17 protein-coding genes and 2 pseudogenes are annotated in these 26,670 nt (G+C 37.9%); 4 read left to right on the top strand and 15 right to left on the bottom strand.

The window, feature by feature from the left end:
* Positions 1-391: 391 nt before the first annotated feature.
* Both C9J35_RS16645 and C9J35_RS16640 read right to left on the bottom strand, forming a co-directional pair.
* Positions 392-4,696, bottom strand: coding sequence for an S-layer homology domain-containing protein (locus C9J35_RS16645; RefSeq protein ID WP_107925362.1), 4,305 nt, complete (start codon positions 4,694-4,696; stop codon positions 392-394).
* 634 nt (positions 4,697-5,330) lie between these two features.
* Positions 5,331-6,905: a sensor domain-containing diguanylate cyclase gene (locus C9J35_RS16640; RefSeq protein ID WP_107925361.1), complete on the bottom strand. Its 1,575-nt coding sequence runs from the start codon at positions 6,903-6,905 to the stop codon at positions 5,331-5,333.
* A 330-nt stretch (positions 6,906-7,235) separates the two neighbouring features.
* Here C9J35_RS16640 and C9J35_RS16635 point away from each other — a divergent pair, with 330 nt between their 5' ends.
* Both C9J35_RS16635 and C9J35_RS16630 read left to right on the top strand, forming a co-directional pair.
* A complete protein-coding gene (locus C9J35_RS16635) occupies positions 7,236-8,162 on the top strand; it encodes a CAP domain-containing protein (protein ID WP_107925360.1) in 927 nt (308 codons plus the stop codon).
* Between the two features lie 405 nt (positions 8,163-8,567).
* Positions 8,568-9,752, top strand: a complete 1,185-nt coding sequence (locus C9J35_RS16630; RefSeq protein WP_107925359.1) for a CaiB/BaiF CoA transferase family protein — start codon at positions 8,568-8,570, stop codon at positions 9,750-9,752.
* Positions 9,753-9,811: 59 nt separating this feature from the next.
* On the opposite strand, the gene C9J35_RS16625 is transcribed toward C9J35_RS16630, so the two are convergent.
* From C9J35_RS16625 to C9J35_RS16585, 6 genes and pseudogenes are all read right to left on the bottom strand, one after another.
* Entirely contained in the window at positions 9,812-11,281 is a 1,470-nt protein-coding gene (locus C9J35_RS16625; protein WP_107925358.1) for a hypothetical protein, read from the bottom strand.
* 562 nt (positions 11,282-11,843) lie between these two features.
* A complete protein-coding gene (locus C9J35_RS16620) occupies positions 11,844-12,398 on the bottom strand; it encodes an HPP family protein (protein WP_107925357.1) in 555 nt (184 codons plus the stop codon).
* 325 nt (positions 12,399-12,723) lie between these two features.
* Positions 12,724-12,899, bottom strand: a pseudogene (locus C9J35_RS16615) (transposase); the annotation flags it as partial.
* Positions 12,900-13,482: 583 nt separating this feature from the next.
* Complete coding sequence (locus tag C9J35_RS16605) at positions 13,483-13,860, bottom strand: hypothetical protein (protein ID WP_107925355.1); 378 nt, start codon at positions 13,858-13,860, stop codon at positions 13,483-13,485.
* 975 nt (positions 13,861-14,835) lie between these two features.
* Entirely contained in the window at positions 14,836-16,197 is a 1,362-nt protein-coding gene (locus C9J35_RS16590) for an acetamidase/formamidase family protein (RefSeq protein ID WP_107925353.1), read from the bottom strand.
* 105 nt (positions 16,198-16,302) lie between these two features.
* Positions 16,303-16,917 (bottom strand): PH domain-containing protein, encoded by a 615-nt coding sequence (locus C9J35_RS16585; RefSeq protein WP_107925352.1) that lies wholly within the window; start codon positions 16,915-16,917, stop codon positions 16,303-16,305.
* A gap of 441 nt (positions 16,918-17,358) precedes the next feature.
* Between C9J35_RS16585 and C9J35_RS16580 the strand changes: the two genes are divergently transcribed.
* The gene (locus C9J35_RS16580; protein WP_054768219.1) at positions 17,359-18,081 is read left to right on the top strand and encodes a response regulator transcription factor; all 723 of its coding nucleotides are present in this window, start codon (positions 17,359-17,361) and stop codon (positions 18,079-18,081) included.
* Complete coding sequence (locus C9J35_RS16575; protein ID WP_107925351.1) at positions 18,078-19,469, top strand: sensor histidine kinase; 1,392 nt, start codon at positions 18,078-18,080, stop codon at positions 19,467-19,469. The genes C9J35_RS16580 and C9J35_RS16575 overlap by 4 nt, the downstream gene beginning before the upstream one ends.
* Before the next feature lie 156 nt (positions 19,470-19,625).
* On the opposite strand, the pseudogene C9J35_RS24280 reads toward C9J35_RS16575, so the two are convergent.
* The 7 genes and pseudogenes from C9J35_RS24280 to C9J35_RS16545 form a co-directional block, all read right to left on the bottom strand.
* A pseudogene (locus C9J35_RS24280) lies at positions 19,626-19,863 on the bottom strand (transposase); the annotation flags it as partial.
* Between the two features lie 351 nt (positions 19,864-20,214).
* Positions 20,215-20,574 (bottom strand): YxeA family protein, encoded by a 360-nt coding sequence (locus C9J35_RS16570; RefSeq protein ID WP_107925350.1) that lies wholly within the window; start codon positions 20,572-20,574, stop codon positions 20,215-20,217.
* Position 20,575: 1 nt separating this feature from the next.
* Positions 20,576-22,447, bottom strand: a complete 1,872-nt coding sequence (locus C9J35_RS16565) for an FtsX-like permease family protein (RefSeq protein ID WP_107925349.1) — start codon at positions 22,445-22,447, stop codon at positions 20,576-20,578.
* On the bottom strand, positions 22,434-23,201 hold the full coding sequence (locus tag C9J35_RS16560; protein WP_054768220.1) for an ABC transporter ATP-binding protein: 768 nt from the start codon (positions 23,199-23,201) through the stop codon (positions 22,434-22,436). The genes C9J35_RS16565 and C9J35_RS16560 overlap by 14 nt, the downstream gene beginning before the upstream one ends.
* 371 nt (positions 23,202-23,572) lie before the next feature.
* On the bottom strand, positions 23,573-24,907 hold the full coding sequence (locus C9J35_RS16555; RefSeq protein WP_107925348.1) for an FAD-dependent oxidoreductase: 1,335 nt from the start codon (positions 24,905-24,907) through the stop codon (positions 23,573-23,575).
* 13 nt (positions 24,908-24,920) lie between these two features.
* Positions 24,921-26,066, bottom strand: coding sequence for a VanZ family protein (locus tag C9J35_RS16550; RefSeq protein WP_107925347.1), 1,146 nt, complete (start codon positions 26,064-26,066; stop codon positions 24,921-24,923).
* A 295-nt stretch (positions 26,067-26,361) separates the two neighbouring features.
* Complete coding sequence (locus C9J35_RS16545; RefSeq protein ID WP_054768221.1) at positions 26,362-26,649, bottom strand: DUF6509 family protein; 288 nt, start codon at positions 26,647-26,649, stop codon at positions 26,362-26,364.
* Positions 26,650-26,670: the final 21 nt, after the last annotated feature.

The following is a 26,670-nucleotide window of genomic DNA, read 5'->3' as shown; positions in this document are numbered from 1 at the left end:
AGTAAGCGGTTTATTCCCCACGATCGAATATGTCGCTGTACTTCTGCCTCTTTGACCAACGAGCAATAAGGTTTATCACAACAAACTTTTGCATAAAAATTAAATTCTAGTGGTCTAAGTTGATATCATAAAATAGTATTTACTCATGTACATTACGCCGTTCTTAAACTGTATGGTGAGTATAACGAGATTTAATCTTGAAGAAAATCAAAAAACCCGAATAGTCCACTTTAAGTGTCCACTATTCGGGCTCTGTCCGTAATGAGATGAATGTCTTGTTATATTGTCTACTTTATAGGGTTTAGTTTATTATTAGCGACTTATAGCCTTTTCGATTTCCTAGTTAAATCTTTATATACTATAATCCACTATACCCAAAAAGGAATGGGTATTATTTCGATATCTTATCCTGCACAAGATGCTTATTTCCATATTTATCAACTATAACGATGACAATATAATCTCCCTCAATGAATGGGAATATATTATTTGTAATAGGCTGCACTGTTCGACCATTTGTAAGTGGTGTTTTGCCTTTACCATCACTGAGGCTTGTTAATGCGCCTGAAGTGTTTGGATCAATGACCTCAATTGGTTTTACTTTATCGATGTCGGATTGTGAATATGTCTTACTGTATACTTTGTAGTAGAAGTTGACCTCTTCTCCTGGTTGTACAGAAGGATCAGCAAACGTAAAGTCAAATGTTGCATTAATTTTATTACTTCTATCTACAGAAATTGGTTCTTGAAGTTTAGCACTTTCAATATTCGTCGTAAGGGTTCTATAGATATAAGATGCCGTTGGTTTACCATTCGCAAATGGTAGTTGTGTATTTGCAATCACTGCACTGCCTTTATCGGTAATATTCGCATTAACCGTTAAAGCAAAACTTTGATTCACTTCACTATTAAAGGTAATAATCATCTTACGTGGCTTCCATGTTTCTCGTGTCGAAGCACCATCTTCCCATGCCCATGCATAGCTTGGTAAGGTAGCTGTTGTCCCATCTAAATTAGTTAAATTAAAGATTGGTTGGTTGTTAGCAATGATGCTTCCTGGACTGGATGGGTCACCAACTGCTTCAGAGAATGTGATCTCAAATGTTTTCCCATCGATTCGCTTGAAGATAGGGTCTTCTACACGCGGTGCTGTGCCATCTGAGTAGAAATCTTGCTTCATCCAACCTGCATTCGTTTCATCATGATTGTCTCCTGCTGCATTGGCTTTGTAGACCGTGATATTACCGTAAGTATCCTCTGCACCTAAATAGACAACGTAGTCTGTATGTGGCGTTGCTGTGAAACCTGAGGCCTCTGTTAATGGGAATGTCCCTTTACCACTCTTTGTCACAGATGGACTAGATTTAAGTTTTTCCTCTAAGAATTTGCGTTCTGCCGGCGTGTTAATTGTTAAATTAGCTGAATCATTTGTTGTGCCATCTGTATTTTTTTTCGGTACAAACCAATAATGGAGTTTTGTCGTTTCATCGGTATTGAAACTAATCATAGCCTTTGTATCATCGTTTTCCTTTGGTTTCACTACTATATCTTTAATTAATGGTGCTTTCGTATCGCCAAGTATTTCTTTTGATGCTATTTTCGAGATTTCCCCACCACGATCCTTTAAGACCATATAAACAGAATAGCTTAAGAATGGATTAAGTTTGTCTTTTGAAATAGAAATTGGGAATTTTTTTGTTTCTTCCTCTAAATCTGCTGGCCCAGAGCCACGTTCAATATAAATATCCTGCCCGCCAAGTTGGAAGTAACCAGACTTTAATGATGATTCAATCGCAAATTCATTAACGAAATCGCGCTCTGTAATACCCTTATCTGTTAAATATTGCTTAAAGGTTTTTGTTTCACCATTGTCTACGACTATATCCGGTAACACCATGTAATAGTACGTACCAGCCTTGTTTGGTTTAAATTCAACTTCTACACGTTTAAAATTATCAGATTGGTCGGGTTTGCTAACAACATTTTCAATTGAAATAACTGGCATATCTAGTTTTTCATGCACGTATTCCGCATAGTTTCGAATATTTTTACCAGGCTGAACTGTATTTGCATTTTCAAAATCATTATCCGCTAAATCTTTTACGCTAGGTAATACCGTTACCCTTAATGTATCACCATAGACAAACCCTGTTCCAGATGGGATTGTTAATAATACTTTTTTATCGCCTTCTTTATATTCCACTGCAGAAGGCTTAATTTTATTTTGACCAGTTGTATTTACAATGACTGTTCCAGATAAATCATAGTTATTTACATTTCGGGCACTTTCAGGATCTAATGCTTCGTTAAAATACACGTAGAATTGGTTTTCCTTACCGGCTGGTTCGAGTTTCGTATTTTCCACAAACGGATGAATATTATCCAATGCACCTGTCTTGAATTCTTTTACAGCCTCTTTTGGAATCGGATCTACTGAGTTATTTCCAGAGTTGTCCTTCATTACTACATAAAGTTGATATTCTGTTTCAGCCTCTAAGCCTGTTAGAATTTCCGTAATTGCTAAATCACCTGCAACTGCCTTACCTTTTCCTGTTGGATTGGCAATGACATCTGCGGTTGTCGGATCTGCAGCGGTTGTTTTCTTACGTACATAGTAATAGTAATCTCCTGGCTCACTTGCTACGAATTTCATTTCCGCCCGTTTACCACCATGAAGAGGTAACACGGTTAAACTACTCACTTTCGGCGGCGAAGCATCCTTCATTTGGAATGTTTGCGATACAATGTCGGAAGCATTTTTCGCACCGTCAACTACCATCACGTAGATGACATATTCTTTTTTCTCTCCTAAATTAGATACTTTGATGGTATTCGTGCCGTTTACTGCTGCACCTGTTCCGTTCGCCACATTCTCAACAGAATGACGGTTTACCATTTCTCGTTTTGTCGGTACTTCAGCGCCTTTTTCACGGACAATATAGTAGTACGTACCGACTTCGTTGGAGTGGAAGTCTGCTTGAATCTCACTGCCGTTCAGTACCTTGACACCTGAGATGCTAATAATTGGTTTCGTTTTATCTGACGGTTTTTGATTGTCGATATCGTCCTTATCGATCGGTTTGCCGTCTGGGTCAGTAATACTTCCTACGTTATCTTTGTCTTCTAGGAAATCATCGAATATATTATTTGGTGATTCGCCCTTCGGAATAATGACTTTGTCAATATACGTATAGTCGCCGATATCAATCCAACCATAGGCATTATCAACGTATAACGTACCTACTCGACCATCTATGTATAGCTCTAAATCTGTAAAGCTATTGTAATTGATCCAGTCGATATTACTATCTCCGTATATTGTCAGCTTTGTCTCTGTATCAAGATTGAGTGTACCAATATTACCTTGAATTTCGAATTCACGGACATTGCCGATAATGTCTACACGCGGTAATTTTGTATTCGTTTCGATCTTCGTACCACTTTGAGACACGACAAGGCGTGACACCGAGCTATTGTAAAATTCGATGTGCTTTTCAACATTTTTCATCGTCACCTTATCTTTTGACCAGTTGACAAATGGCTTGTCTTTATCAGGGTTCTGATTTGTCCAATTTTGCAGATCTGTTGATGGATTATTATTTGTCGAATTATCCTCTTCTGGTTTTTCTGGGTTAGACCAGTTGATAAATGACAGATTATTGCTTGCCACACGGCCAATGGCTAATGGCTTATAGGTAGAAACATTTAAATGTAAAGGTGGACGTACAGTTTCATTGACAAGCATGGTGCCTGTTAATGTTACATTGGAGAATTCAATATAGTTGCCATTGACAACGATTGTCGCGCCAAAGGATCCATTTTCTCCATCTAGCTCTAAAAATCTTGAACTCGTTCCGCTTGCATTTAACGTTAACTTGGATACAGAGTACAGCGTTTTACCTGAGAGGTCCCCCTCAATAAGGGCACCCTTTAGCACATCTGCATTATACTCGTTAAAAATATGAGCAAGGCTTTCTGGTACTGTGTATGGTTCAGCATTTATGTAGATAATGTCATCTTCAACACCTGTAACCTTGTACGATGTGGCATTACTCTTTTTGTCTTGAGAACGCACTATAAATGATGCAATTTGTCCACGTGTTACCGCATTGAATGGAGAGAATGTGACAGGTGTTGTCCCTTCCGTCACTTTTAAATCTACTAGAGTTTGAATATAGGCTGCGTTACTTGTTTGACTCGTGACGTCTTGGAAACTGTGGTTGTAATTAGAAGCCACTTCAAATTTAAAGCCAAGTACTAAAATTTTTGCTAATTGCCCTCGTGTTACAACTTCATTTGGCATAAATGTTCCATTTGAATAACCAGACATAATTCCTGCATTTTGAAGAGCAGCAACATATTTATAGTATTCGTTACTTTTTGGAACATCTTTAAAGTAGGGATCTTCGACATTTTTTACATCCAATTTTAACACCGTCGCCAGCATTTTAGCAGCTTGGCCTCGTGTTACATTTTGATTTGGACGGAAAGTTTTATCTGCAAATCCACTGATAGCACCCTGTGAGTATAATTTTAAAATATTTTCATAATGGCTAGAATACTGGTTAATATCTATAAAGGGTGAAGTAGCAGCCGCTGCCTTTTGCGGTGGGGGTATCACAACTGCAATTCCACTTGTAGCAAAAACAGTCGCAATAAGCGCCTTGTTTACTTTTTGGATTTTTGTTTTATCCATCTCACTCTTCCTTTCGATTAAAGATTGATGCGTGCAATATTATTTTCATCATACCCTTTATATCGACAGGTTGATAGCGTACCTTCATAGATAATTCTAAAATAATAGTAGGAAAAGCAAGGATACTTTCCTAGGTGTAAGTGGATTTTCTACCACCTTGCATTAGCTAATAAAGCTGTCGTTCCTAGCCAATAAAAAAACAGTTTGGACACTGTACACCGCAGTAATCCAAACCGTTCCACTAACCAACCACTTATCTTTTCCCGTATTTTAATCCCTTCAATCTAAATATACATCAGCCTGTATTGCACCAAGAGAATATTCCGATAGCTGTCCGAAAATGGCTAAATCGAGTTACACGAGTTTTTTGTGCAATATAAAAAGCCAAGAAGCATCGGTGCTCTCTTGGCCTTTACGATATATAGGCATACATCTAGTCGTCCTTGTAATGTCATAAGGGAAAGGGGGATAACCTTACGTCTTGCCAAGTCGATCGAGAGATGTGTCCCGAGTTTACGTATTATTTGAACGAAGTTATGAAGTCATCTGGTGAATGACTAAAAATAGCTTGCCCAAATGATCGCCGCATTAATCATGTACCCCATAATTAGAGATGTAAGCCTATCTATTTTCATTATTTTGCATTTGGTGTTGTCCGGGCCACCATAACTTGATTTCGTCCAGCCTGTTTTGCTCGATATAAGGCACCATCTGCAGCCTCGATAAGCCCTTCAATCGTATCAGCCATCTGCGGATACACAGCAATCCCTGCTGATAACGTTACTGGGCGGCCACAAGGACTTATGGAATTAGCTAAATTTCCACGTAGTTGCTCTGCCACTTGTGCCGCTTCCTCAGCTGTTGTATTAGGCAATAGCATGATGAATTCTTCACCACCGTAACGACAACAAATATCTCCATCACGTGCAACGGTCTTCATATTTTGCGCTAAATATTGTAGTACCTTGTCCCCCACGGCATGACCATACGTATCATTGACACTCTTAAAATGATCTAAATCCAACAAAATAATTGCATGTGGTAACAGTTCTTCCTGCCATTTTGCAAGTACAGTATCCATTGTCCGGCGGTTTGTTACACCTGTTAAAGGATCAGTAGTAGATTGATCCTTAAAGTAAGACACTTGTCCCTGTAAAAACGACAAGCTTCTAACCAGCGCACTTTTCAAATAATAGGCTTCAAAATACCAGCTGCGAACAGATTTCAATCCCTCTACATTTTTCTTATTCAAGCTCTCCTCTGTTAATGTCGCTAATTGTTGCAATGGATGTGCAATACGTGTTGCTGCCCAAAGTACAATAATGATGGACACCAACATAAGAGGTAACGCTTTTATCCCTACATCCTGTACCCGATCGAATGACGGTTCTAATGCAACATTTAATGGTCGCTGTGAGACGACACCCCAGCCTGCTAACGGAACTGCACTATAACCTGCAAGCATTTCCACACCTTTTGTATTAACAACCTGTTGTGACCCGTTGTTTCCAGCAACCACCGCCTGAACAACTTTATTTTCAATCGCGATATCATTAATGCGGCTAGGATTTTGGTGATAAATAATACGTCCATCCGCGTCCACTACATACACATAAGAGCCATCATGGTAAAAATGCTCTCCAAGGAGGGAATAAAAGACGTTTTGCTCCTTCAAATAAATTGTTCCAGCCACCATCCCTAAGTATTCATCCGTCTCTGAAAAAATCGGATACGAAATAAAAATAATCAGTCGTCCTGTTAGCCCCTCATAGGGCTTGGAAACAAGAGGTTTTCGCTTAGATAATGCTTCTTTTGCTCCAACAGAAGTTAACACTTCCCCCTTCACTTCGACAGAAGGTGGAGAAACCGATAACACAAGACCGTCTGCATTGGTGACAAGCACTGAATTAAACATATTATTTTGCATTTTTAGGCGTTCTGTTACTTCATTTAAAGCATTTTCATCATCCATTTTAGACTTAATGGTACCAGCACTATAGCCTAAGATCTGAAACGATTCCTCTAAATACGAACTCGCAGTTGTCGCTAACTTTTGCGCATATACACGATTTGTTTCTAGAGAATTTTCCCTTATGGAATCGACATTCATACGATAGCCGCTCCAAATGCTACCTATACTCGTGAAAAAGAATGCAGCCATCGCCACACTCATTATCAAATGCTTCAATTTTATTTGTCTTGATTTCATCTCTATTCTATGCCCCTATTTATAGTATTTCATTTAATGTATGATCATCTTTCCATAATAAAAATTCCGAAAATCTTTTCACTATTCCTCTATTAAAACACAAAATATTCCCAATTAAGCACAATTCATTGTTTTTTGTAGAAAAGAATATGTCAAAATAGTGTTGTTTTTAGAATGATGCTATAACCAAAGTCATATAGTTGGAGAAATACCAAAATCTTTTTATCGTATATCAGGCAAAAATATAGTAATTTTATATCTATAAAGCTACTATACTTTTGATATATTTCTATTATAATTTGTAATTTTACAAAAGAGGGTTTGATATATATGTTGCGTAAAACTGCTCCAATGCTTTTCAGCTTTAGTATGGCTTTTTGGGCGAACGCTTCGCTTGTTCAGAAAAAAGGCGCAAATTCAAAAATGGCCGGAAACAATAGTCAATCTTTGGCATTCATGTCTCAACCGCTTGTAAGATACCAAAGTGAATACAACATGGTATGGAATCGTTATTATGATGATTACGCTCAATTTCATCTTATTGGTACTCAACATGGTAAAGCGGTTGGTGGCTATGAAACACGTCCTAGGTATAAAGTTTTTGGTATTCAAATTGGCGCTAATCGTACGGATGTAGAAAAGAAATATGGCTCGCCTCTCACGGCCATTCACCGTCATCGCACGAGTTATTTGCTTACTTATCATGATCCATCTGGTAGCCCTACCCATGGAACTTACCTAATTGATCAACACTATGTCACGTTTTTCTATGATTTGCATAAAAGTGATCTTGTTCGTTCTGTAACTTGGGTATCCACTGCAACTGAAATGACCAAGTCTGGTTATTATAATGGTCCTTCAGAAATTTTGCGCACAGGGTTTGAAGATTTGATGGTTGAACTCATTAATCATGATCGTGTATGCGAAGGATTGCAGCCTCTAATTTATGAAAGTAAATATAAACGTATTGCTCGTCAGCATAGCAGTAATATGATTACACATGACTTTTTTAGTCATAAGGATCATCTAGGTAATCATTCCAATGATCGCCTAGCGGCTGGTGAGGTAAACTACTACTGGTATGGAGAGAATATTGCTTATGGTCAGTTTAATAGCATCTTTGCCCATGAAGCATTGATGAATTCAACAGGACATCGGAGGAATATTTTGAGAAAAGAATTTACACATTTTTTTGTCGGGGTTTCTTTTAAGGATAATGGTGCACCGTATTACACAATTAATTTCTATTCTGAGTAAAGGTACTATTTACGATTTTCACAAATCTATAAGCGATGATTTACGCTGAGCGTTACATCTGAAAAATCTCTATGTACAACCCTATACCTAGAGATTTTTGTGTCTATTGCGTGACTGAATTTTCAAATAATAGACATTTGTTGTCTGAATTTTGCCAGAAAATCTATATTCTAAATTTTTTTACTTTTATTGTTATGCTGACATATAATTTTCTGACAAATTATTTTATAATGAAATTTAACATAGTCAAGTCAATTGCACATCTGTTATAATACTGATAAATTTATAATATTCTGTATTAATACAGATTTTAGTAAAATACGCTTTTCACAATATGGGGATAATGAGAAAAGCGCTACAATGGCTTCTTGCTTTTGTAGCCTACACAAAAAGGGGTTGGGAGATTTGGGTATTTTAAAGGGGTTAAAAATTCTCGATTTTTCTGCATTACTACCAGGGCCAATGGCGACAATGATATTTGCAGACCTAGGTGCCGAGGTCATTCATGTTGAATCTTCTAAACGAGTAGATTTAACACGTATTATGCCTCCATACGATGAAGATCATGAGGCTTTTATTCACCAACATTTAAACCGTTCCAAAAAGTCTCTTACATTGAATTTAAAATCACCAGAGGCTGTAGAAATAGTAAAATCTCTTGTTCAAGAGTACGACGTGATAATTGAAGGATTTCGCCCTGGAGTCATGCAACGTCTTGGCATCGGCTATGAAGCGTTAAAAGAAGTGAATCCTAAGTTAATTTATTGTGCCATTACAGGTTATGGTCAAACAGGCCCCTATAGCAATCGGCCTGGGCATGATAATAATTACCTGTCACTTGCAGGGGTACTCGATTATTCACGTCATAAAGACAAAAAGCCTGTCTCCATGGGCATTCAGCTTGCAGATATCGCAGGGGGCACAATGCACGCGGCAATTGGGGTACTTGCTGCTGCATTACATCGTGAAAAAACAGGGGAGGGGCAGTATGTCGATATTAGTATGACTGATGCTGTCTTTTCACTCAATGCGATGTATGGCTCGGCCTATATAGGCGGAAAACGTGTACCACAACCTGAACAAGAAATTTTAAACGGTGGCAGCTATTACGATTTCTACAAAACAAAGGATGGACGCTTTTTCTCCGTGGGAAGCTTAGAGCCACAGTTTCGTAAGCTACTTTGTGAGGCACTTGATATTCCTGAGCTAATTGATAACACGTTTAATGATTCGTACTACACACAAATACGTTTTAAAGAGGCAGTTCACGATGCATTTTTATCAAAAACCTATGAAGAATGGCTTGAGGTCTTTAATGAAAATTTCGAAGGTTGTGTGGAACCAGTATTAACCTTCCCAGAGGCATGTAAGCATCCACAGCTACAAGCTCGTGATATGATTGTTGATATTCCAAAAAACGACGGCTCAACGCAAAAACAAATTGCCTCAGCTTTTAAATTCGACGGTTATCAGCCTGTATACAAACATGTTGGCGCTAAACTTGGCGCGCATAATGAAGAACTTCTTAGCGCACTTGGCTATAGTAGTGAAGAAATTGCTGCACTACAAGAAAACGGTGTTTTAGAATAAAAACAGAGTGTCCTCGGACGTCTTGATAGGACGCATTGGACACTCTGTTTTTTTAAAAATTACACATACGCGCTTATAAACGTTCGAAGCTTCCCAAAATGATCGTCAATGAGTAAATATTTTTTATATACTTCCATTAATTTTTCAAATAGCTCATATTGTTCAGTCACAAATAAAACCTTTAATATATTCACCATGTGTAAAGACGAACTCTGCGCTACCAAATAATAAGGTGCATCTGGCTCACAGTAATTTTGACGCCACTCCTCCACAGATAGACCAATGTGTTGCAACGAATTGTTTACTTGTAGAGCAATATCTTGTTGTACTGACGCCTCCATCGCTATAAATTGCTCATTACTAAAGTTTTGTTGCACTAATGCCGCATGTATTTTTTTGTTAGATGCTAGCACATTCTCTTTGATAAGCGTTAACCCTTCATTATAGCGCTCCATTTTCACATAATTATCAAGTAATACAGCATACATATTTTCTAGATAATTGAGCGCATAATTTTTTATAATCGCCGGTGGTGTTGGCTTTCGGTTGGGCAGTAAATCTTTATATTCTAGCATAATCTCTATTGCGTAATTATTCAGTCGTTCATCCTCTAGTAAGTACTCCCCATAATGAATAACAGTTTCATGATCCTGCTCCCCATGCCCCATATGCAATAGAATGTACGCAATGAGTACTTTCTCTTTTTCAGTTAACGCATACATTGAATAACGCCAATCTGCTTCAAAAGAAGTAATCAAATCCTTCACACATTGAAAATCCCCTGCCGACAAACGGTAGTGCGTCACAATTTGATAAAGACGAAGTTGCTTTTTTGCCAAACAGCTAGCATTATGGTTATCCACAAAAGTTATGCACTTATCCAGATTTTTTCTGTAATTATGCACAAAGTTATTCACATGTGCATAAGTTATTTGCGCTGAATGTTCAAAATGACGCATCATTTCGTGGATAAATGTGAATTGTTCTAATGGTTTGTGGATAAGCAGTGAATAAACTTTTTTAGTAAAGAGCCAGTGCCAAAATAAAGCTTCTTCTTTATATATCATATGCACAAAATACTCATCTTTAAATTTATATAAAAATATTGTTTGTAAGTCATTCACAGGCAGCGTTACCTGCCAACGCTTTCCGAAAATAAGCCAGATTAACCGCTCTAAGTCCATCGTATGCTGTGCGAAAAGTTGCTCAAAAAAAGTTTCTTTCCCTTTTTGCGTATAAAAAAAGGCATTGAGTCGGTCATGGACAAATTTTTCATCAAGTCCATGCTTCTCAAAAAAAAGTTGCAGTTCGGTGGATACTCGTCCCCAGTATTTTCGAGCTGTAGAGAAAGCAATATTCATTGCCGCTTCTTCATTGACCAAAAATAAGTTTGGTGACAGCGTCATTCCTAATATTTTGGGATCCTTTTGTGTGCTGATTTCCGCCCATTTTGAAAGTAATTTTTCTGCACCCTTTTCGCCACTTTGACTATATGTCATGAATAAATGCTCATCACAATCCAACAGCATACAACCGGAGCCCCCCATCAAATTCTCCCAACAAAGATCTTCCCCTGTCATGTAAAAATACGTTCTTCTAAAAAACTTGAATACTCTTTCTCCAATATATCAAATCTTATCCAACATATGCTAAAAAATTATGGATATGCCTAACAAAAGTGCAAAAGCGCTTGTTCAAATTCGACAAACTTCTTCAAACACACAATAAGCCATCTAAAAGCATGCATATGCACCTCATAGATGGCCTACTTAATATAATTTTTAAAATAACATATAGCATAAAAATAAGGCAATGAGTCCGTTGGACAGTTGCTCATAAGTTGGTAGCCCAATCACATTGTCACAAATAGCTCATTGCCTATGTGATATGTACAACTTCAAAAAAGTTATACACAATACCCGAATAACATCGAGAAACACTCATTCTCATAGCAGTAGACGTACAATAAAAAAAATAGTTACAAAAAAAGTGACTCAACTGAGACACTTTTTTCTGCACCGAACAGGAAGTGACACGGGCTATCGGCTATCATTTTTACTAGCGAATACTAGGCTTCCATACGGTAAAATTTCACCAAAACATCGGATATTTTCGAGTTTCTCGTAAATTATTTATCAGCACACCAAAGATTACAATAATAAGAGCACCAATTAGTACAGGCATGACTAAATAGCTCCAACCATAGCCCCCTAAAATAATAATAATCGGATTGGCTCCAGCCGGAGGATGTATCACCCCTGAAAGTGCCATACAAAAGATTGTTAAACCCACACCGAGGCTAATGGATACAATACCCGATCCTAACAGTGAATACATAGACAACCCAATTACAGCCGATATAAAATGCCCGCCAATAATATTGCGTGGTTGCGATAATGGTGCATTCCATACAACAAAGACAAGAACACAGCTGCCACCAAGAGATGCCATTAACCACGGTGCTCCTGTATAATTTGTTAAACAAAGCAAGACAAAAATACAGATTAAGCCACCAAACGCACCTGTAGCAGCATCAGCAAAATTTGTTCTTGAGGGAGCATGCCCCCCTCCGTTCATTTTGGATATGTATGTTTTTATACGTTGATTTTTTTCTTCCTTTTCCTGCACTCGTACGAAATTTGCCATAACCAGCCATCCTTTATTTACAATAATTCTGTCGAACATAGTCTTTTTTCTAGCTTTTCTGAGCATTTTCTATTATATCAGCTAGTGAATAGAATTCAATTTCTATTTGTCATATTTTAGACAAAACTAACCTTTATTAGCAACTCTATCAATTACTCGAGAGATATCTTACAGTGCTCATGTCTTCAATCTGAAGCCTATCATTATGGGTTGACTCCAGATTGAAGACAAAAGGTTTCGGAATGCTGGGAATTCCTGAAACCTTTTAATTTTTCATTCAAAATAAGGATTGGTCAAGTAAAGTCAATGTCTCTTACAAGCACTATTACGCTGTTTGTGTTTCTCGCCATGTCAAAGTAGCGAGTTTTTTCAAATTCATGGCAATAAAAGTAAGCATCGCCTGCATGGACAATTTTTTGAGACCTCGAAAGGTTGTCCAACGCATACCATGATTTCCCTTTGCAACTGTGCAATGACACGTTCAAATGTTTCTTTGCGCTTAAGATTTGACACTTTAAATATATACCTGAAACTAGATATAATTCTGACCATTTATATTTTACAAGATGAATGGTCAAGCATGTGGTAGCGATCTACGAAAATTGTTGTCAATTTTCTATGTATTTAAGGGAATTCCAAGAAGCAGTCTGGAGATTTAATTCATATTTATGAGAATCGGACGAGGTATTCAATGGCGAATTGATATGATCGCGTATTGGCATGTTGGTTAAGAAATTATGTGGTAACAAAACTATAATAGTAAAAATCTATATATTATTACAAAAATACCAAATAATAATCACTATCAACCCTAAAATATTAATAACAATTATTCTTTTAAAACTGAATCTCTTGAAAATGAATCCTAAATTAAAAAAAATAGCATCTTTAATGATGTTAAAGATAAAAAATAATCCAGCATATATAAATATAACATAGCCTTCTGATTGTCCTATAAGAAATAATGTAAGAAACAAAGAAAATCCCAAAATGATAAAATAATAAATACTCATCTTATTTTGACTCATTTTTTCTACCTCTTTCATGATATTAGCGAATGTTATTACTATCTTAGTACAAAACACTAAGCCCAAGTACGGTAGTATTTGGTTTGACTTCCAGCTTTTTTAGTATAATCGGGGTCCCAATACATTTGGACAAAATACTCTTGGGCAAGGCTACCTAAAGTTTGATGATCCCATCTCTTTTTCTCATAAAAAATAGCCTGTGCATTAATATTAGTTTCTATCGCATATAAAATTAAACCAGCTGAGAATATTGTTCCAAGGACTGGATTTACTATTGATATAATAATAGCTAAGGCACCTGAAGTCATGTTTTGAATATTTTGTTTCAACTGTAAATTGCCTTGTTCCGTCCCTTTGTACTGAGTATATTCATGAGCAGGATAACCGGTATCTGAAACATAGTAGGACAATGGTTGAATTATATTCTCATCCATTCCTATGAATTCTCTTTCTAAAGTAGCTATAACCTCTCCAGTTTCATCGTATATTACCTCTTTAATTATTTCAAAACTCTCTTTATCACCATCTGGACTGTATACTTCTGCTTTAATAGATCCATCGCTTTGTTCATACTTATATACCTCATAAACCCCATCATCAAACTCAATAGATTGCTTTTTCTGAAATTGATCTTTTATCTGCTTTGAATCTATAAACTTTGTTCCTCAATTGTTGAAGTATTAGCTAAGGCTTGAGACATTGGAGTTAAAATACTAAAAACAATGATAGAGAGATAAATATTGGCTTTTTAAACATAGTTTCCCTCCCTACAAATTAATTAATAATAACATTCGCATAATTTTATTTTAAATTAAAATTTCTGAAAATTATATAAAATTTACAATTTTCAGTATATTTATGCCACCTAGCTACCAAAGATTTTTTCGCTAATGTTGCCATTAATCGGTCCTGGTTGACCTTATATCCTTCCTTCATATAACCTTTCGCTTTTCGGACTGCGTCATCAGCACTTCGATTTGGTCGGACCACAGAAAAATTCAACTTAAAATCCACAAAGCCAGAACGGCACACTTTATTTGTTTGAATAAACTTATAAAAAATCCAAATTAAGGGCATCTTAGCTAAGAGCTACTTTATTTTGGGTTTATTTGTTATGCTCTTTTTTTGAACATATCTTATTCTAACCACAAAACACTCATTTGCAACACTAAATATTCGTAAAAATAGTAAGAATATAAAATTTGAACCTTACTATCCTTCTTAAGTACACGGCTATGAGGCGGCGACTTCTGCGGGAATAGCATGAACTGAAGACCCCGCAGGAGCGGAGTGATGAGGAGTCTGAGGCCATGCCCGCGAAAAGCGTCCGCCGTAGCGCAAATCAATGGTTTCATATAGTTACTTCCATTTGAAAAGAAAAAAGCCTACCACTTAAGGCAGGCTCTGTATTAATCATATTGTTTTTTCACTGGTTTAAAAATTCGCGCTTTCTTCAGCATCGTTTTCGGCACTTGGAAGGTTGCCGTTACTACGCCAGGATGACGACCGATTTCAATAGAACCTGTAATCGTCGCACGATTCATGACCTCCGGCTCGCTCATCTCGAATAACCGTGCAGCTCGACTAATAGCATTATCTGTTGCCTCATTCAATGTTGTACCTGACCCTACAACTGATACTGGGAAGGCTTCCTCTACCTGCTTAACACCAAATTCTTCAGCAAGCTCACGAGCACGTTTTTTTTCTTCTTTCGTAAACGGCTTCGCTGTATATGGCAAATCTTCTTCATTCGGTAAGATAATTGGACCTTCTAATGTCACTTTTTTCAAAACATTCACCTGAAGTTGAACTATTCCTGCTACATCTGTTGTATGCCCAGCAATTTCTCCATCACCCTGCATCGCATGCATATCACCAATATACACACCGCCACCAGTTACCTTAACAGGGCAAATAATCGTAGCGCCTTCGCGTACACGGCTAATATCCATATGACCATCTGTTCGATGTGTATCTAGTTCAGCTTGTGTAAACGCATATTCATGTGGTGCACCAATCAAAAACGACCCAAAATCACCAGCATTATGGGAGTCTGGCATCGCCTTCGAGGGCGTTGTCCCAAGTTGACCTAAAAACGGGCGCATTCTTGCCATAATACCAATTAAATCGCTTGGTGCCAAAGCAACAGCTGGATTTTGCACAGAATTTTCAGGTGTGCGCATATAATTTTTAGCATCGAGTGCAATGCGACGGGCACCTTCGCGACCAACCGTCACACCGATATTGCCCTTTTGATCTAATGCCATTGTGTAACCATTTGTCATTTTAAATGGTGAAGTTTCTGTATCACAAGTTGAACAACGAATTGCCTGTGGTCCAATACCTTTAACTACAGTACTTGGATGAAGCTTACCGCAGCCTGGGCATTTCACTGACACAAAAGGATCGCCAATAAATCGATCGATAATTGCCTCATCATGACCAGATGACGTTGCAAGAGATGTTACCTGAATCGACTTAATTGTAATGGCAATGGCATCTCCTACCTCAGCACCTTCTACAAAAATAGGCTTTGTTACTTCATGGCCGCCACGAATCCTAGGTGTTAGCATTGGCCCCCAACAACCTGGCGTTGTGTTAGCAATAATCATGCCCCCATCTTTTACAGGACCAAGCATTTTCTGCTGGGGATCTAAAATACCATCAATAAACTCATTTACGAATAATGTTTCCACGGCTTGCGGCTGCTGTACAATGACCTCATTTTCCGGTTGTTTAACTTTCTCATGTATTTGTAATTCGGTTATCATGATTACCCACTCTCCAATTCCTAAAATTTTTATATGTAGTAAATTTACTCCTTAAATAAGGGTAAAAGAGAGCTCTCCACTTAAACGAGCAGAGAGCTATAATCATTATTTATTAATATACAAATCGAAAATATGTGAGAAGTCTTCCTTAACGTACTTTTCTTTATGATCTATCATCCATTTACTTGCGAAGCTTGTAATTTCTTTGAATGACGACGCGGGTGATATATTATCATTACCAATGCGTCCCATTGATGCTGAGGCAATAGTAAGGCTCTGCTCCGCTACATTAAACTTGTACGCATTTTGCTTTTGCTCGTAACCAATGGCATGTAACGCCTTATACAAGTCCTTAATTTCATCAATAAAACGCTTATGAATGTCGATTGATAGCTTTATATCGCCTATTGTAAACTTAATTTCGACATCAAGATCAATAGTTCCTGCTGTTTCGAGAAAAACCTCACTAACTTTAAACATTGAATAGTCATAGCGACGTAGTAATCGCTTTTTACTCATCGCATTGGCACCATCTACATGGATGAGGGCACGGTTTGTAAAGCAATATTCATCTGCTTTGGTTTTAATCAAAAAATAGATTTTCTCGTCTATTTCATGCAGGATAAAATCATCCGCATCTGTTTTGTCAAAATCTTCATGAGATATGACTACCCCAATATCTGAAAGCCCTAGTGCATCTGCCGCTATTTTTTTAAACATCGTCATTCCTCCTGAATTGTTAATACTATTACTACGCTTAGGCTACCTGGAAAGTTTCATATAATTAAAAGGCCTTTGTGTACGTTTATACACAATTGACTTTAAGTTAATGCGACACACCTTAAGGACGAATAAGAAGTACAAAGCCTGAATAATGTTCAATGACGTATTCAAGTGATCTTCCTTTTGTTTTAGTAATTGACTTATCCTTACATCCGATCTGTTCGCTACCCTTAACTATATCGAAGCCCATTTACTAAAATACTCATTTAATTTTTAGTTACATTCCACTACATTTCGTCTTCTTAGCAGGTTTCATTTATAATGAATTTTATAATGACTAATTGCGCTCCAAGCAACTTCCTAATATACAGGCGAAGCGCAATTATTCAGGATCTATCAGTTATGAACATAAATAAAAATGAAAGGACGTGTGAAAGCATGCAGGAACCAATTATTTTAGTCGTGGATGATGAGGCTGACTTAGCAAATCTTCTAAAGGCTAGTTTACAAAAAGAGGGCTTCAAGCACATATATACCGCTGGCTCAATTTCAGAAGCTTGGGCGAGCTTTCAACAGACTTCGCCCAATATCGTGCTACTCGATGTGATGCTACCAGACGGTGAAGGCTACGATTTATGCCGACGTATTCGAGAAATATCACATGTACCTGTGCTTTTTATGTCGGCTAAAACAGAGGAGATTGATAAAATTTTAGGCCTTGCCATTGGTGGGGATGATTATATTACAAAGCCCTTTAGCCCAAAAGAGGTAGCCTATCGTGTGAAGGCACAGCTACGCCGCGCAGGATATCAAACACAAGACGAACGGCCAACTCATACATTGGAAACCTTGCAGGTTGGACCTTTTCTGCTCAATAGTGATGAAACCGAAGTACATAAAGACGGCGATTTATTGGAACTAACTGCTAAGGAAATTGGTTTAATGGCCTGCTTTATGCACAATCCAAATCGGATTTTAAGCAAAGAAACGCTGTTTGAACGTGTATGGGGTGAGGATTTCTTCGGCTCTGACAACACTGTCATGGTGCATATTCGGCGACTCCGCGAGAAGATTGAAATCGATGCATCAAAGCCTGTTTTCATTACGACGGTCAAAGGACTTGGTTATAAATTTATGGTGCCTAAAGAGGCGCAGACATGAAGTGGAGACTTACAGCTCGTTTTCTATTTTCAGTAATCTCCATTGTCATCATTGTTATTTTTGTGAATACAGCAATTCTCATAGGGCTCCTTATCTATCAGCAAGTAAGACACTTTGATAATGCTACTACCAGTAATGAGGAAAGCTTTGTCCGAGCGTTTGAACAGTATGTTGATGAGTCTGGTAATGTCAGTAATGAGGGACTTCAACAATTACATCAACAAAACGCATGGATTCAATTGCTCGATACAAACGGTCAGGTCATTGCCTCACATTTCGCTCCAGAAAATGCCCTTTCACACTATGCACCTGTGGAGTTAATTCAAGTTTACAAATATAAGGAGTTCGATGTTGATACAACGGTTTATGTAGGCAGTAAAGATGATATTAATTATTTAATCGGTATCAAAGGTAGTGGTGTTTCAAGGTATGTCGCCCACATATCTGGTGAATCGACTTTACAACTTGTCGGTAAATATGGGCTCCTTATCGTTTTCGCAGATTTGCTGGTGGCGACTCTTGTAGGTTGGCTATTCGGTCGTGCTTTAACCAAGCCTCTTTACGCAATGATTGAACGCATTCAACATTTAAAAAATCATAAACACGTACCCATTAAAACGCCCAAGGGTGTCTATCAGCCTGTATTTGAAAACTTAAACGAGGTGTCGAGCGAATTAGCAGTGCATGAACAAGAGCGAAAACAGTTAGAAATAATGCGCGAGGAATGGATAAGTAATGTCTCACACGATATGAAAACACCTCTTTCTTCTATTAGAGGTTATGCAGAACTATTGAATAATAAGGATTTAACACCTCAAGAGCAAAGTGAATACGCCCAAATTATCGAAAAACAATCATTGCATATGCAAGATTTACTCGATGATTTAAACTTAACGATGCGCCTAAGACATCAGCAGTTACCGCTTACTTTGACTGAGGTAAATATGGTTCACTTTATACGTGAAATCATAATCGACACTCTCAATATGCCTCAATACGAGCAAGCCCATATTGATTTTGATGCTAATGCCGACGTTATCCAGCACAATATTGACCTGCACTTTATGCGCCGTGCTGTCATGAATTTTTTACACAATGCATTGCTCCACAATGCACCAGGGGTAAATGTTCGTGTCCTTGTCGAAGAGAATTCTATTATAATTTCTGATGATGGCCACGGTATTTCCGCTGAAGATCTTACTCATATTTTTGAACGCTACTATCGTGGTACAAATACCGAGCGCACACATGGCACGGGACTAGGTACGGCTATTGCACGTGATATTATAGAAGCTCATGGAGGATCCGTGACCATTACTTCCGAAGAGCAAAAAGGGACAACGGTTAATATTCAATTAAAAGAAACAATCCAAGATGCCAAAACGTAGTAAAAATACGTGCCAAAGCTTTCACTAAACTTCTGCCCAGAGCTTGAATGTTGCTGGCACACTTTACATTCATACAAAAGGTATTCGAAATGATTATATGCCGAATACCTTTTGAAATTTTATCAGAAATATTCGTTGCAAATTGCCCCTATTTTATTAATGACCGTGTACGCTAGGCGCAACTATTTTCTGCCGACTTTTCCATGTCCAATAAGCTAGCTTCTCAATAAGTGAGCTTCACCTGCATGAACAACTTTTTAATCCCTCGTAAGGGTGCCCAACACTTACCATGCTTTTCTTTCGCATCTGCACATACACGTTCAATTGTTTCTTTTCAACGTGCATAAATTTGTTTCATGTCTCTTTGATAATGTATATGAACGGCTTCTTTCACCTATTACGCCCAAATAGGACGTTCAATGATTTTTCGATGTCAGCATTTCTAATGGATGTCATTCATTATTACTTATTGTTCGTCATCCTATCCATCGCCTCGATGACACTAGCTGATTGGAGTGCATGCGGATGACGGCATTCGCCTTTCACTACAGAGCAAAGCTTCCTACGGGAATAGCATGCGAAGAGGGGACTGAAGCCATGCCCGCAAAAAGCGTCTGCTAGGGGATATTAAACAGCTTCATATAGATGCTTCTATTTGATAAAAAAAAAGACTGAAGACAAACCCGTCATCAGTCTGAAAGAAGGGTTCTCAGAAATTAATTCTGAGACACCTTCTTGCTAGTTTTTACTTTAGTTGTTTTTGTACCTTTGCAGGCATATCATCGAACTGTACTTCATCATATGACGATACTTCGTTTTCTTTTTTCACATAAAGCTTTAAATACGCATCATGGCGTAAATTTTTCTGTGCAGAAAACCTCAATGTCATTTCTTCACCCTTCTCATTAATGGCTGGAAGCTCGTACCAATACAACTCGAAAATTTGTCCGTCACTCGCCTTGTATTCCTCTACTTCGCCATCAGAAGTAATATGAACATAATATGTGTCTTTATTTAAACGGTTAAAGTCAACTGTCATAAGCACGACTAGACCTGCCACGAACAGTATAAATAATGCTCCGATACCCAAGAAAACCTTCTTCATTTTATTTGGCCCCCTGTCTCACAATTTTATAAAATGATCGTACTGTGAAGATATAATATAAACCATAGATTGCTGAATATGCGACCATCCATAAAATAACTGGCTTAGTCATATTCATATTAAATAACTTCGAAAATGCTATCAGGGCAAATGAACTATGCACGATGCCCACAACGAGAGGAGCTCCAAATATCACAGCTACCTGCCCCGCAACAGTTTTCAATATTTGTTTACTGTTGACACCAATCTTATTTAAAATGGCATATTTCGCCTGATCTTCTTCTGCTTCAGTTAAGATTTTAAAGTAAATGATGCTACCAGTAGACGCTAGGAATACGAGCCCTAAAAAGCTCCCCACAAATAGTAGTGATCCAACTGTAGCGATACTGTCTTTATAGCTTTGCGGTACGCTTGAAAATCCCTCTTGGTGATCACTTGAAAGCTGTTGGTAAATCTCCTTAGACACGTTCAGTTGCTTTAAGTCATTGTCCATACCCACTACCTGCAACTTAACATCATCTGCATTTGCTGCTGCAAACTCTTTGTCATTGACTACAAGAACCGTACCAGCTGCAATAAAGTTTAACACACTATCTGTATACATTTCATCGACATGGAAAGAATCACCGTTCTGTAATTTAAATTTTTCACCTGTAAAATCATGCGAAAAACGTTCATCATAACTAGCATCCAGTAGGATTGTAGAACCATCTGCAATTTGTAATTCACGGTCTTTTCCCTGCAATTTTGCTAAACGATTGTAATCAGATTCCTTTAATAATGTATATTCAAAAAATGCAAATTCATTATCAACGCGTAAGCTTTTCGCGGTAAGTGATTCATTGTACAACACATTTTCTTGCGAAAACTCGACAGGCTCGCCTTTCCACATGAACGTATTTGGTAACATTTGACGTACTGACGCTTCTGTATTGTAATACATTCCAAAAACGCCACCACCTGCTGTAATAGTCGTTGCACTTAGTATAGCAATGATAGACAGCGATTTCGCATTTGCTCGAATACGATACAATAGTTGCGATACCCCAATTAGATTCAAGCCTTTCCACGACCATGACGTCGCCTTTTTCAACGCTGTAAGAACAAACACGCTGACACTGTGGAACAGTAAATATGTCCCTGCGATTGTTACACCAATAACCATAAGGGGTGTACCTATTATTGTGAATAAGCGCCAAATTGAACTCGTAAAAATATCAGCAGCCGCGGTATAATACCCAAATGCAATGAGCGCCGTCCCAAGAATAGCCGCTACGAATGATGCACGAGGAATTTTCTCCCCCTGCTTTTCTGCATGGAATAAATCAATCAGCTTAAACTGATAAATTACTCGATAACCCTGTAATGAAGTGAATAAGAACAACAGTGCAAAAATCCCTGCAGTATTTAGCACTGCTTCAGATGAAAACGGTAAATTCGCTACGACCTCATAACCCATAAGGCGTACCAAGATTGTAAGTAGCACCTTTGACATAAAGAAACCAATGACAATGCCTAATACTAGTGATATCAGCCCAATAACTAGATTCTCAAAAAATAGCATTAAGCCAATTTTTTGCTTACGCACGCCAAGTAGCGAATAGAGCGCTACCTCTTTTTTTCGCTTCTTCATAAAAAACGAATTCGAATACGCAATAAAAATAATTATAAAGAATAATAGTACAACCGATGATGCACTCATCAGCCCTTTAATTTGCTTTGACATTCCTGTTACGGAAGAAATATCTTCATTATATTTTAATGTTACAAATGTGAAGTAAATCACGATACTAAATACCATCGAAGCAATATATAAAAAGTAATTTGACAAATTACGCTGTATATTTTTTCGAGCTAAGCTAAATAACGTCATTTACTCCACCTCCGATGCTAGAAAGCACCTGTAAAATCTCTTGGAAAAATTGCTTTCTTGTTTGTGTACCACGATGAATTTCTTTAGAAAGCTGCCCATCCTGGATGAATAAAATACGTTGGCAGAAGCTTGCCGCAAAGGCATCATGCGTAACCATCATAATTGTTGAGGCCTGTGATTGATTTAAATCACTCAAACTTTCTAGTAAATCTGTCGCTGATTTTGAATCCAACGCCCCTGTTGGTTCATCTGCAAAGATAAGCTTCGGCTCAGTTACTAATGCTCGAGACGATGCCGTACGTTGCTTTTGACCACCAGAAATTTGATACGGGTATTTATCGAGCAAATCGCCTATGCCAAACAACGCTGCTATCCGATCAACTCTTTCGTTTATTTCCTTAGTTGGCACTTTCGCAATTGCTAGTGGTAGTACTATATTTTCACGAACCGTCAACGAATCGAGTAAATTATAATCTTGGAAGATAAACCCTAGATTGTCTCGACGAAAATCTGCGAGTTCTGCATCTTTCATGCGTGCTAAATTTACATCACCGATGACAATATCGCCTGTCGTTGGCGTATCAATTGTCGCTAATACATTTAGCAAAGTGGATTTTCCGGCACCCGAAGGCCCCATTACACCAACAAACTCACCTTTATCTACTTGAAATGTTATATTTGATAGCGCTGTAAATGTATTCGCGCCCTTACCATACATTTTCCCTACATTTTGCACCTTTAATAATGATGTCATATACGCTCACCTCTTCTTTCTGACTAAAGTATACGACCCCAAACTTACATCAAAATTGTCGTAAGCTTACATCAACCTTAAATCAAATTCAATTTAACAAGATATGATAGAATTTTATCGAAATACATTTGAAATCCATCAACCTCCCAAGGCTATAAAAAAGATCCACACACAAAATTGTGTATGAATCCTTCAAATCCTATACTAGGCTTATTTCTAAAACTTCAACTGAAGCCGTAAAATCATATTTTTGATGCCGCATACACTATTAGCCTAACTTTGTCCTTTTACAGCAAAGATATATTTTATTCAATCTACCTGAATATCGTAAATGCCGATTTCTTTCTGTCTTCTGTCATTACAATATCACTCTATAAACGCCCATTCATTCTTGCGGCCTGCTGTAGCGGGTCCCAGACCCCATTGTATGGCGGCGCATACGCTAAATCTAAATCTAGTAAATCAGGTAAGGTCATTTTGTTGTATAACGCTGTTGCAAAGACATCTATACGCTTATCGACGCCTGCTGGTCCCACAATTTGTGCACCAAGTAGCTGTTGGTCTCGCTTCCGTACAACAATTTTAATATACAACCGTTGAGCTCCCGGATAATAACCCGCGATATGACGTGCAGATAATTTATATGCTTCATATTCAAAGCCAAGTTCTTTTGCCATATACTCATTAATACCAGTTGTTCCCACGGATAGATTAAAGAACTTCATAATAGACGTACCCACAATGCCACGGAATGGCGCACATTTCCCGGCCATATTCAAACCTGCTAGTCGCCCCTGCTTATTCGCTGTTGTTCCAAGTGGTATATAATCCAAGCGCTCCTTCACAATGTTGAAATGCATCGCGCAATCACCTGCGGCATAAATATTTTCAACAGAAGTTTCTAGATGTCGGTTGACGATAACTGCACCATTTTTAGCAAGGACAATTCCTGTCCCCTCTAAAAATTGCGTATTGGGTTTAATGCCAGTCGCAACAATCACTAAATCAGTAGCTAGCGCCCCAGACTCTGTAATGACACGCTCTACTCGCCCATTTCCCTCAAATGCTTGCACTGTTGTATTTAGTAATAATTCAATGTCCTGCTTTTTTGCTTCGTCATGGACATGTTGTGCTAGCTCGGGGTCCAGGATTTTTGTAACATGACTACCACGCTGAATAAGCCGTACTTTTTTGCCACAAGCATGTATGGTTTCCGCTATCTCAAGTCCAATATAGCCCCCACCCATGATTGTCACGTGTTCAATATCAGATGTTAAATCTGAAAGTAAATTTTCTAGTTGTGGAATGGTTTTAACCGTGTGCACACCCGCTAAATCGGCCCCTTCTTCCACTGGCATCGTTGGGGTAGCTCCCGTTGCGATGAGCAGCTTATCGTATGCTATTGTGAACGGCTCTCCGGAAGCGTTTGTTCCAAAAACAAGCTGTTTATCTACGTCAATCCGTTCCACCTCATGGCCAACGCGTGCATCAATGCCATACTTATCACGGAATGTCTCTACATCTCTAGCAATAAGACGTTTTGTCGATGAAATACGACCATCTACAACATAGGGCAATCCGCATTGTCCATATGAGTATATAAAGCCACGTTCTAAGGAGGTAATTTCTGCCCCCGGTACATTTCGATAAATTTCCATTGCGGCTGACATTCCAGCCGCATCTCCCCCGATAATTACGTATTTCATCGTACAAGCCCCCTTATTTTTTTCTCGTCGCTACTAAGTTTGCATATTCATCTATATACAGTCGGCGTTTTCCGCCACTCACAATAACACGTACGACATGTATGGCGATAACTAGTCTTAAAAAGAACGCTAGTGTAAAAGCTAAGATTGTTAAAACAATTTGCAGTACGTAAAACGGTGAATCCATATCTAATTCAATTTGCCCCAGTATACGAATAATCTCAAAGATAGTGATTGTCGCTATAATTGCCACACAACGGCGCCATGACTGTACGACGATACCTTTCGTTTTATCGCTTGTCATCGTAAAGCGCATAACCCTCATCCCAATGGTTGCGCCGTTTGTGATGCTCGGTACAACACCAAAAATAAGAATATATAATGCGATTTGCACGATAAACTCAAGTATATCGCTATAACCAGTTACTGCACCAACTATGAACCATACCACGTGTACAATCATCACATCTATAACAAGTGCTAGTAAAATAGACAAAGGCTTAACGATATCTTTTTTTGCAACTTCAGCAGCTTTTGCCTCAACAGCCTCTTGTGATGGAAACATTGCCCACACAATTGGTGCTAAGAAGAAGCCAATAAGTGCACCTATACTATTAAGCATTAAATCATCCACATCAAAAATACGATATGCACAATTAAAGATGCCATAAATACCAGTTACTTGTGTTGTCTCATAAAACAATGTTAACAAAAAGCTCAACATAAATGCACGTTTCCAGTACTTACGATTTTTTAAAAAATAACGCAAGTATACGCCAAATGGCATCAACAATAAAAAGTTAAAGAATGCCTGGAAAAATGCGGGCTGTTTCGTCAATAAGAGCCATGTCTTCGGACTTGTCAGCACAATACCACTATCTTTCATAATATCCGCCATAAATTGAAACGGCTGCAAATTATAATGGACAGTGTCCGCTGACTGTAATGAACAGGTATCACGTGTTTCTGGAAACGGTAGCAATACCAAACATAGGGCTGTTAAAAAATAAAAAATAAATGAAAACATAATGATTGTTTTCGATACGGACAAAAAATTATATTTACGATACGTATAAATGAGCCATGGCACAAATAACACAAATGACAATAGTATCGTTATCAATGCTGCCACCACTATGGAATTGGTGTAACTTGACATATATGCACCTCTTCTGTTTAAAAAGAGCACGAAATGACTTTCAGTGCCCTCCGTTTAATATCTCTGTTTTTTATTCTAAATCTACTTCAAGCATAATCTACAAATACAACAGTACTATTTCATCAAACTTAAATAATTCTTAAATTACTTTTGTTTCAAAGGACTACAGCAAGTTGCTAGCTACTAAACATCTTTGCTAAATCGAAGAAATAAACCCGCTTCTTTCAGGAAGAACGAAAAGGCAGGTAATGAAAAACCATTCGTTTTCCTTACCTGCTTTCATAGAAACTTATGCTTATGCTTTTGTTATTTCTTCTTTACAAAATGCTAATATCTCTTCTAACTCGTCATCCTCAAGTGCAAAGTCTAAATACTCGCCCTTCGCCTTTTCCATAATGAAATAATTTAAAATAAACGGCTCACTATCTTTTTCGCCAATTAGTACACGAAACTCGATACCTGCCTCATGGTACAACTCATCTTCTTCATCAATGTCTACATCTAAAATGAACTCAAAGCGTTTACCCTCAATAATATTTGTCGGATCTAAAATTTCTTCCATAGAAAATTGTGTAATATTCATTTATACTAGCTCCTTTTTCTT

Origin of the sequence: Lysinibacillus parviboronicapiens (assembly GCF_003049575.1) — a bacterium.
Classification (GTDB): Bacteria; Bacillota; Bacilli; order Bacillales_A; family Planococcaceae; genus Lysinibacillus; species Lysinibacillus parviboronicapiens.
This window is presented reverse-complemented; position numbering and strand designations above follow the sequence as displayed.

Excerpts from the sequence above, each read along its gene's own strand:
- C9J35_RS16545 (WP_054768221.1), bottom strand. The coding sequence starts at position 26,649 with ATGAATATTACACAATTTTCTATGGAAGAAATTTTAGATCCGACAAAT.
- C9J35_RS16620 (WP_107925357.1), bottom strand. The coding sequence starts at position 12,398 with ATGGCAAATTTCGTACGAGTGCAGGAAAAGGAAGAAAAAAATCAACGT.
- C9J35_RS16605 (WP_107925355.1), bottom strand. The coding sequence starts at position 13,860 with ATGGATGAGAATATAATTCAACCATTGTCCTACTATGTTTCAGATACC.
- C9J35_RS16580 (WP_054768219.1), top strand. The coding sequence starts at position 17,359 with ATGCAGGAACCAATTATTTTAGTCGTGGATGATGAGGCTGACTTAGCA.
- C9J35_RS16640 (WP_107925361.1), bottom strand. The coding sequence starts at position 6,905 with ATGAAATCAAGACAAATAAAATTGAAGCATTTGATAATGAGTGTGGCG.
- C9J35_RS16590 (WP_107925353.1), bottom strand. The coding sequence starts at position 16,197 with ATGATAACCGAATTACAAATACATGAGAAAGTTAAACAACCGGAAAAT.
- C9J35_RS16575 (WP_107925351.1), top strand. The coding sequence starts at position 18,078 with ATGAAGTGGAGACTTACAGCTCGTTTTCTATTTTCAGTAATCTCCATT.
- C9J35_RS16625 (WP_107925358.1), bottom strand. The coding sequence starts at position 11,281 with ATGCTGTTGGATTGTGATGAGCATTTATTCATGACATATAGTCAAAGT.
- C9J35_RS16560 (WP_054768220.1), bottom strand. The coding sequence starts at position 23,201 with ATGACATCATTATTAAAGGTGCAAAATGTAGGGAAAATGTATGGTAAG.
- C9J35_RS16645 (WP_107925362.1), bottom strand. The coding sequence starts at position 4,696 with ATGGATAAAACAAAAATCCAAAAAGTAAACAAGGCGCTTATTGCGACT.
- C9J35_RS16635 (WP_107925360.1), top strand. The coding sequence starts at position 7,236 with ATGTTGCGTAAAACTGCTCCAATGCTTTTCAGCTTTAGTATGGCTTTT.
- C9J35_RS16585 (WP_107925352.1), bottom strand. The coding sequence starts at position 16,917 with ATGTTTAAAAAAATAGCGGCAGATGCACTAGGGCTTTCAGATATTGGG.
- C9J35_RS16570 (WP_107925350.1), bottom strand. The coding sequence starts at position 20,574 with ATGAAGAAGGTTTTCTTGGGTATCGGAGCATTATTTATACTGTTCGTG.
- C9J35_RS16565 (WP_107925349.1), bottom strand. The coding sequence starts at position 22,447 with ATGACGTTATTTAGCTTAGCTCGAAAAAATATACAGCGTAATTTGTCA.
- C9J35_RS16555 (WP_107925348.1), bottom strand. The coding sequence starts at position 24,907 with ATGAAATACGTAATTATCGGGGGAGATGCGGCTGGAATGTCAGCCGCA.
- C9J35_RS16550 (WP_107925347.1), bottom strand. The coding sequence starts at position 26,066 with ATGTCAAGTTACACCAATTCCATAGTGGTGGCAGCATTGATAACGATA.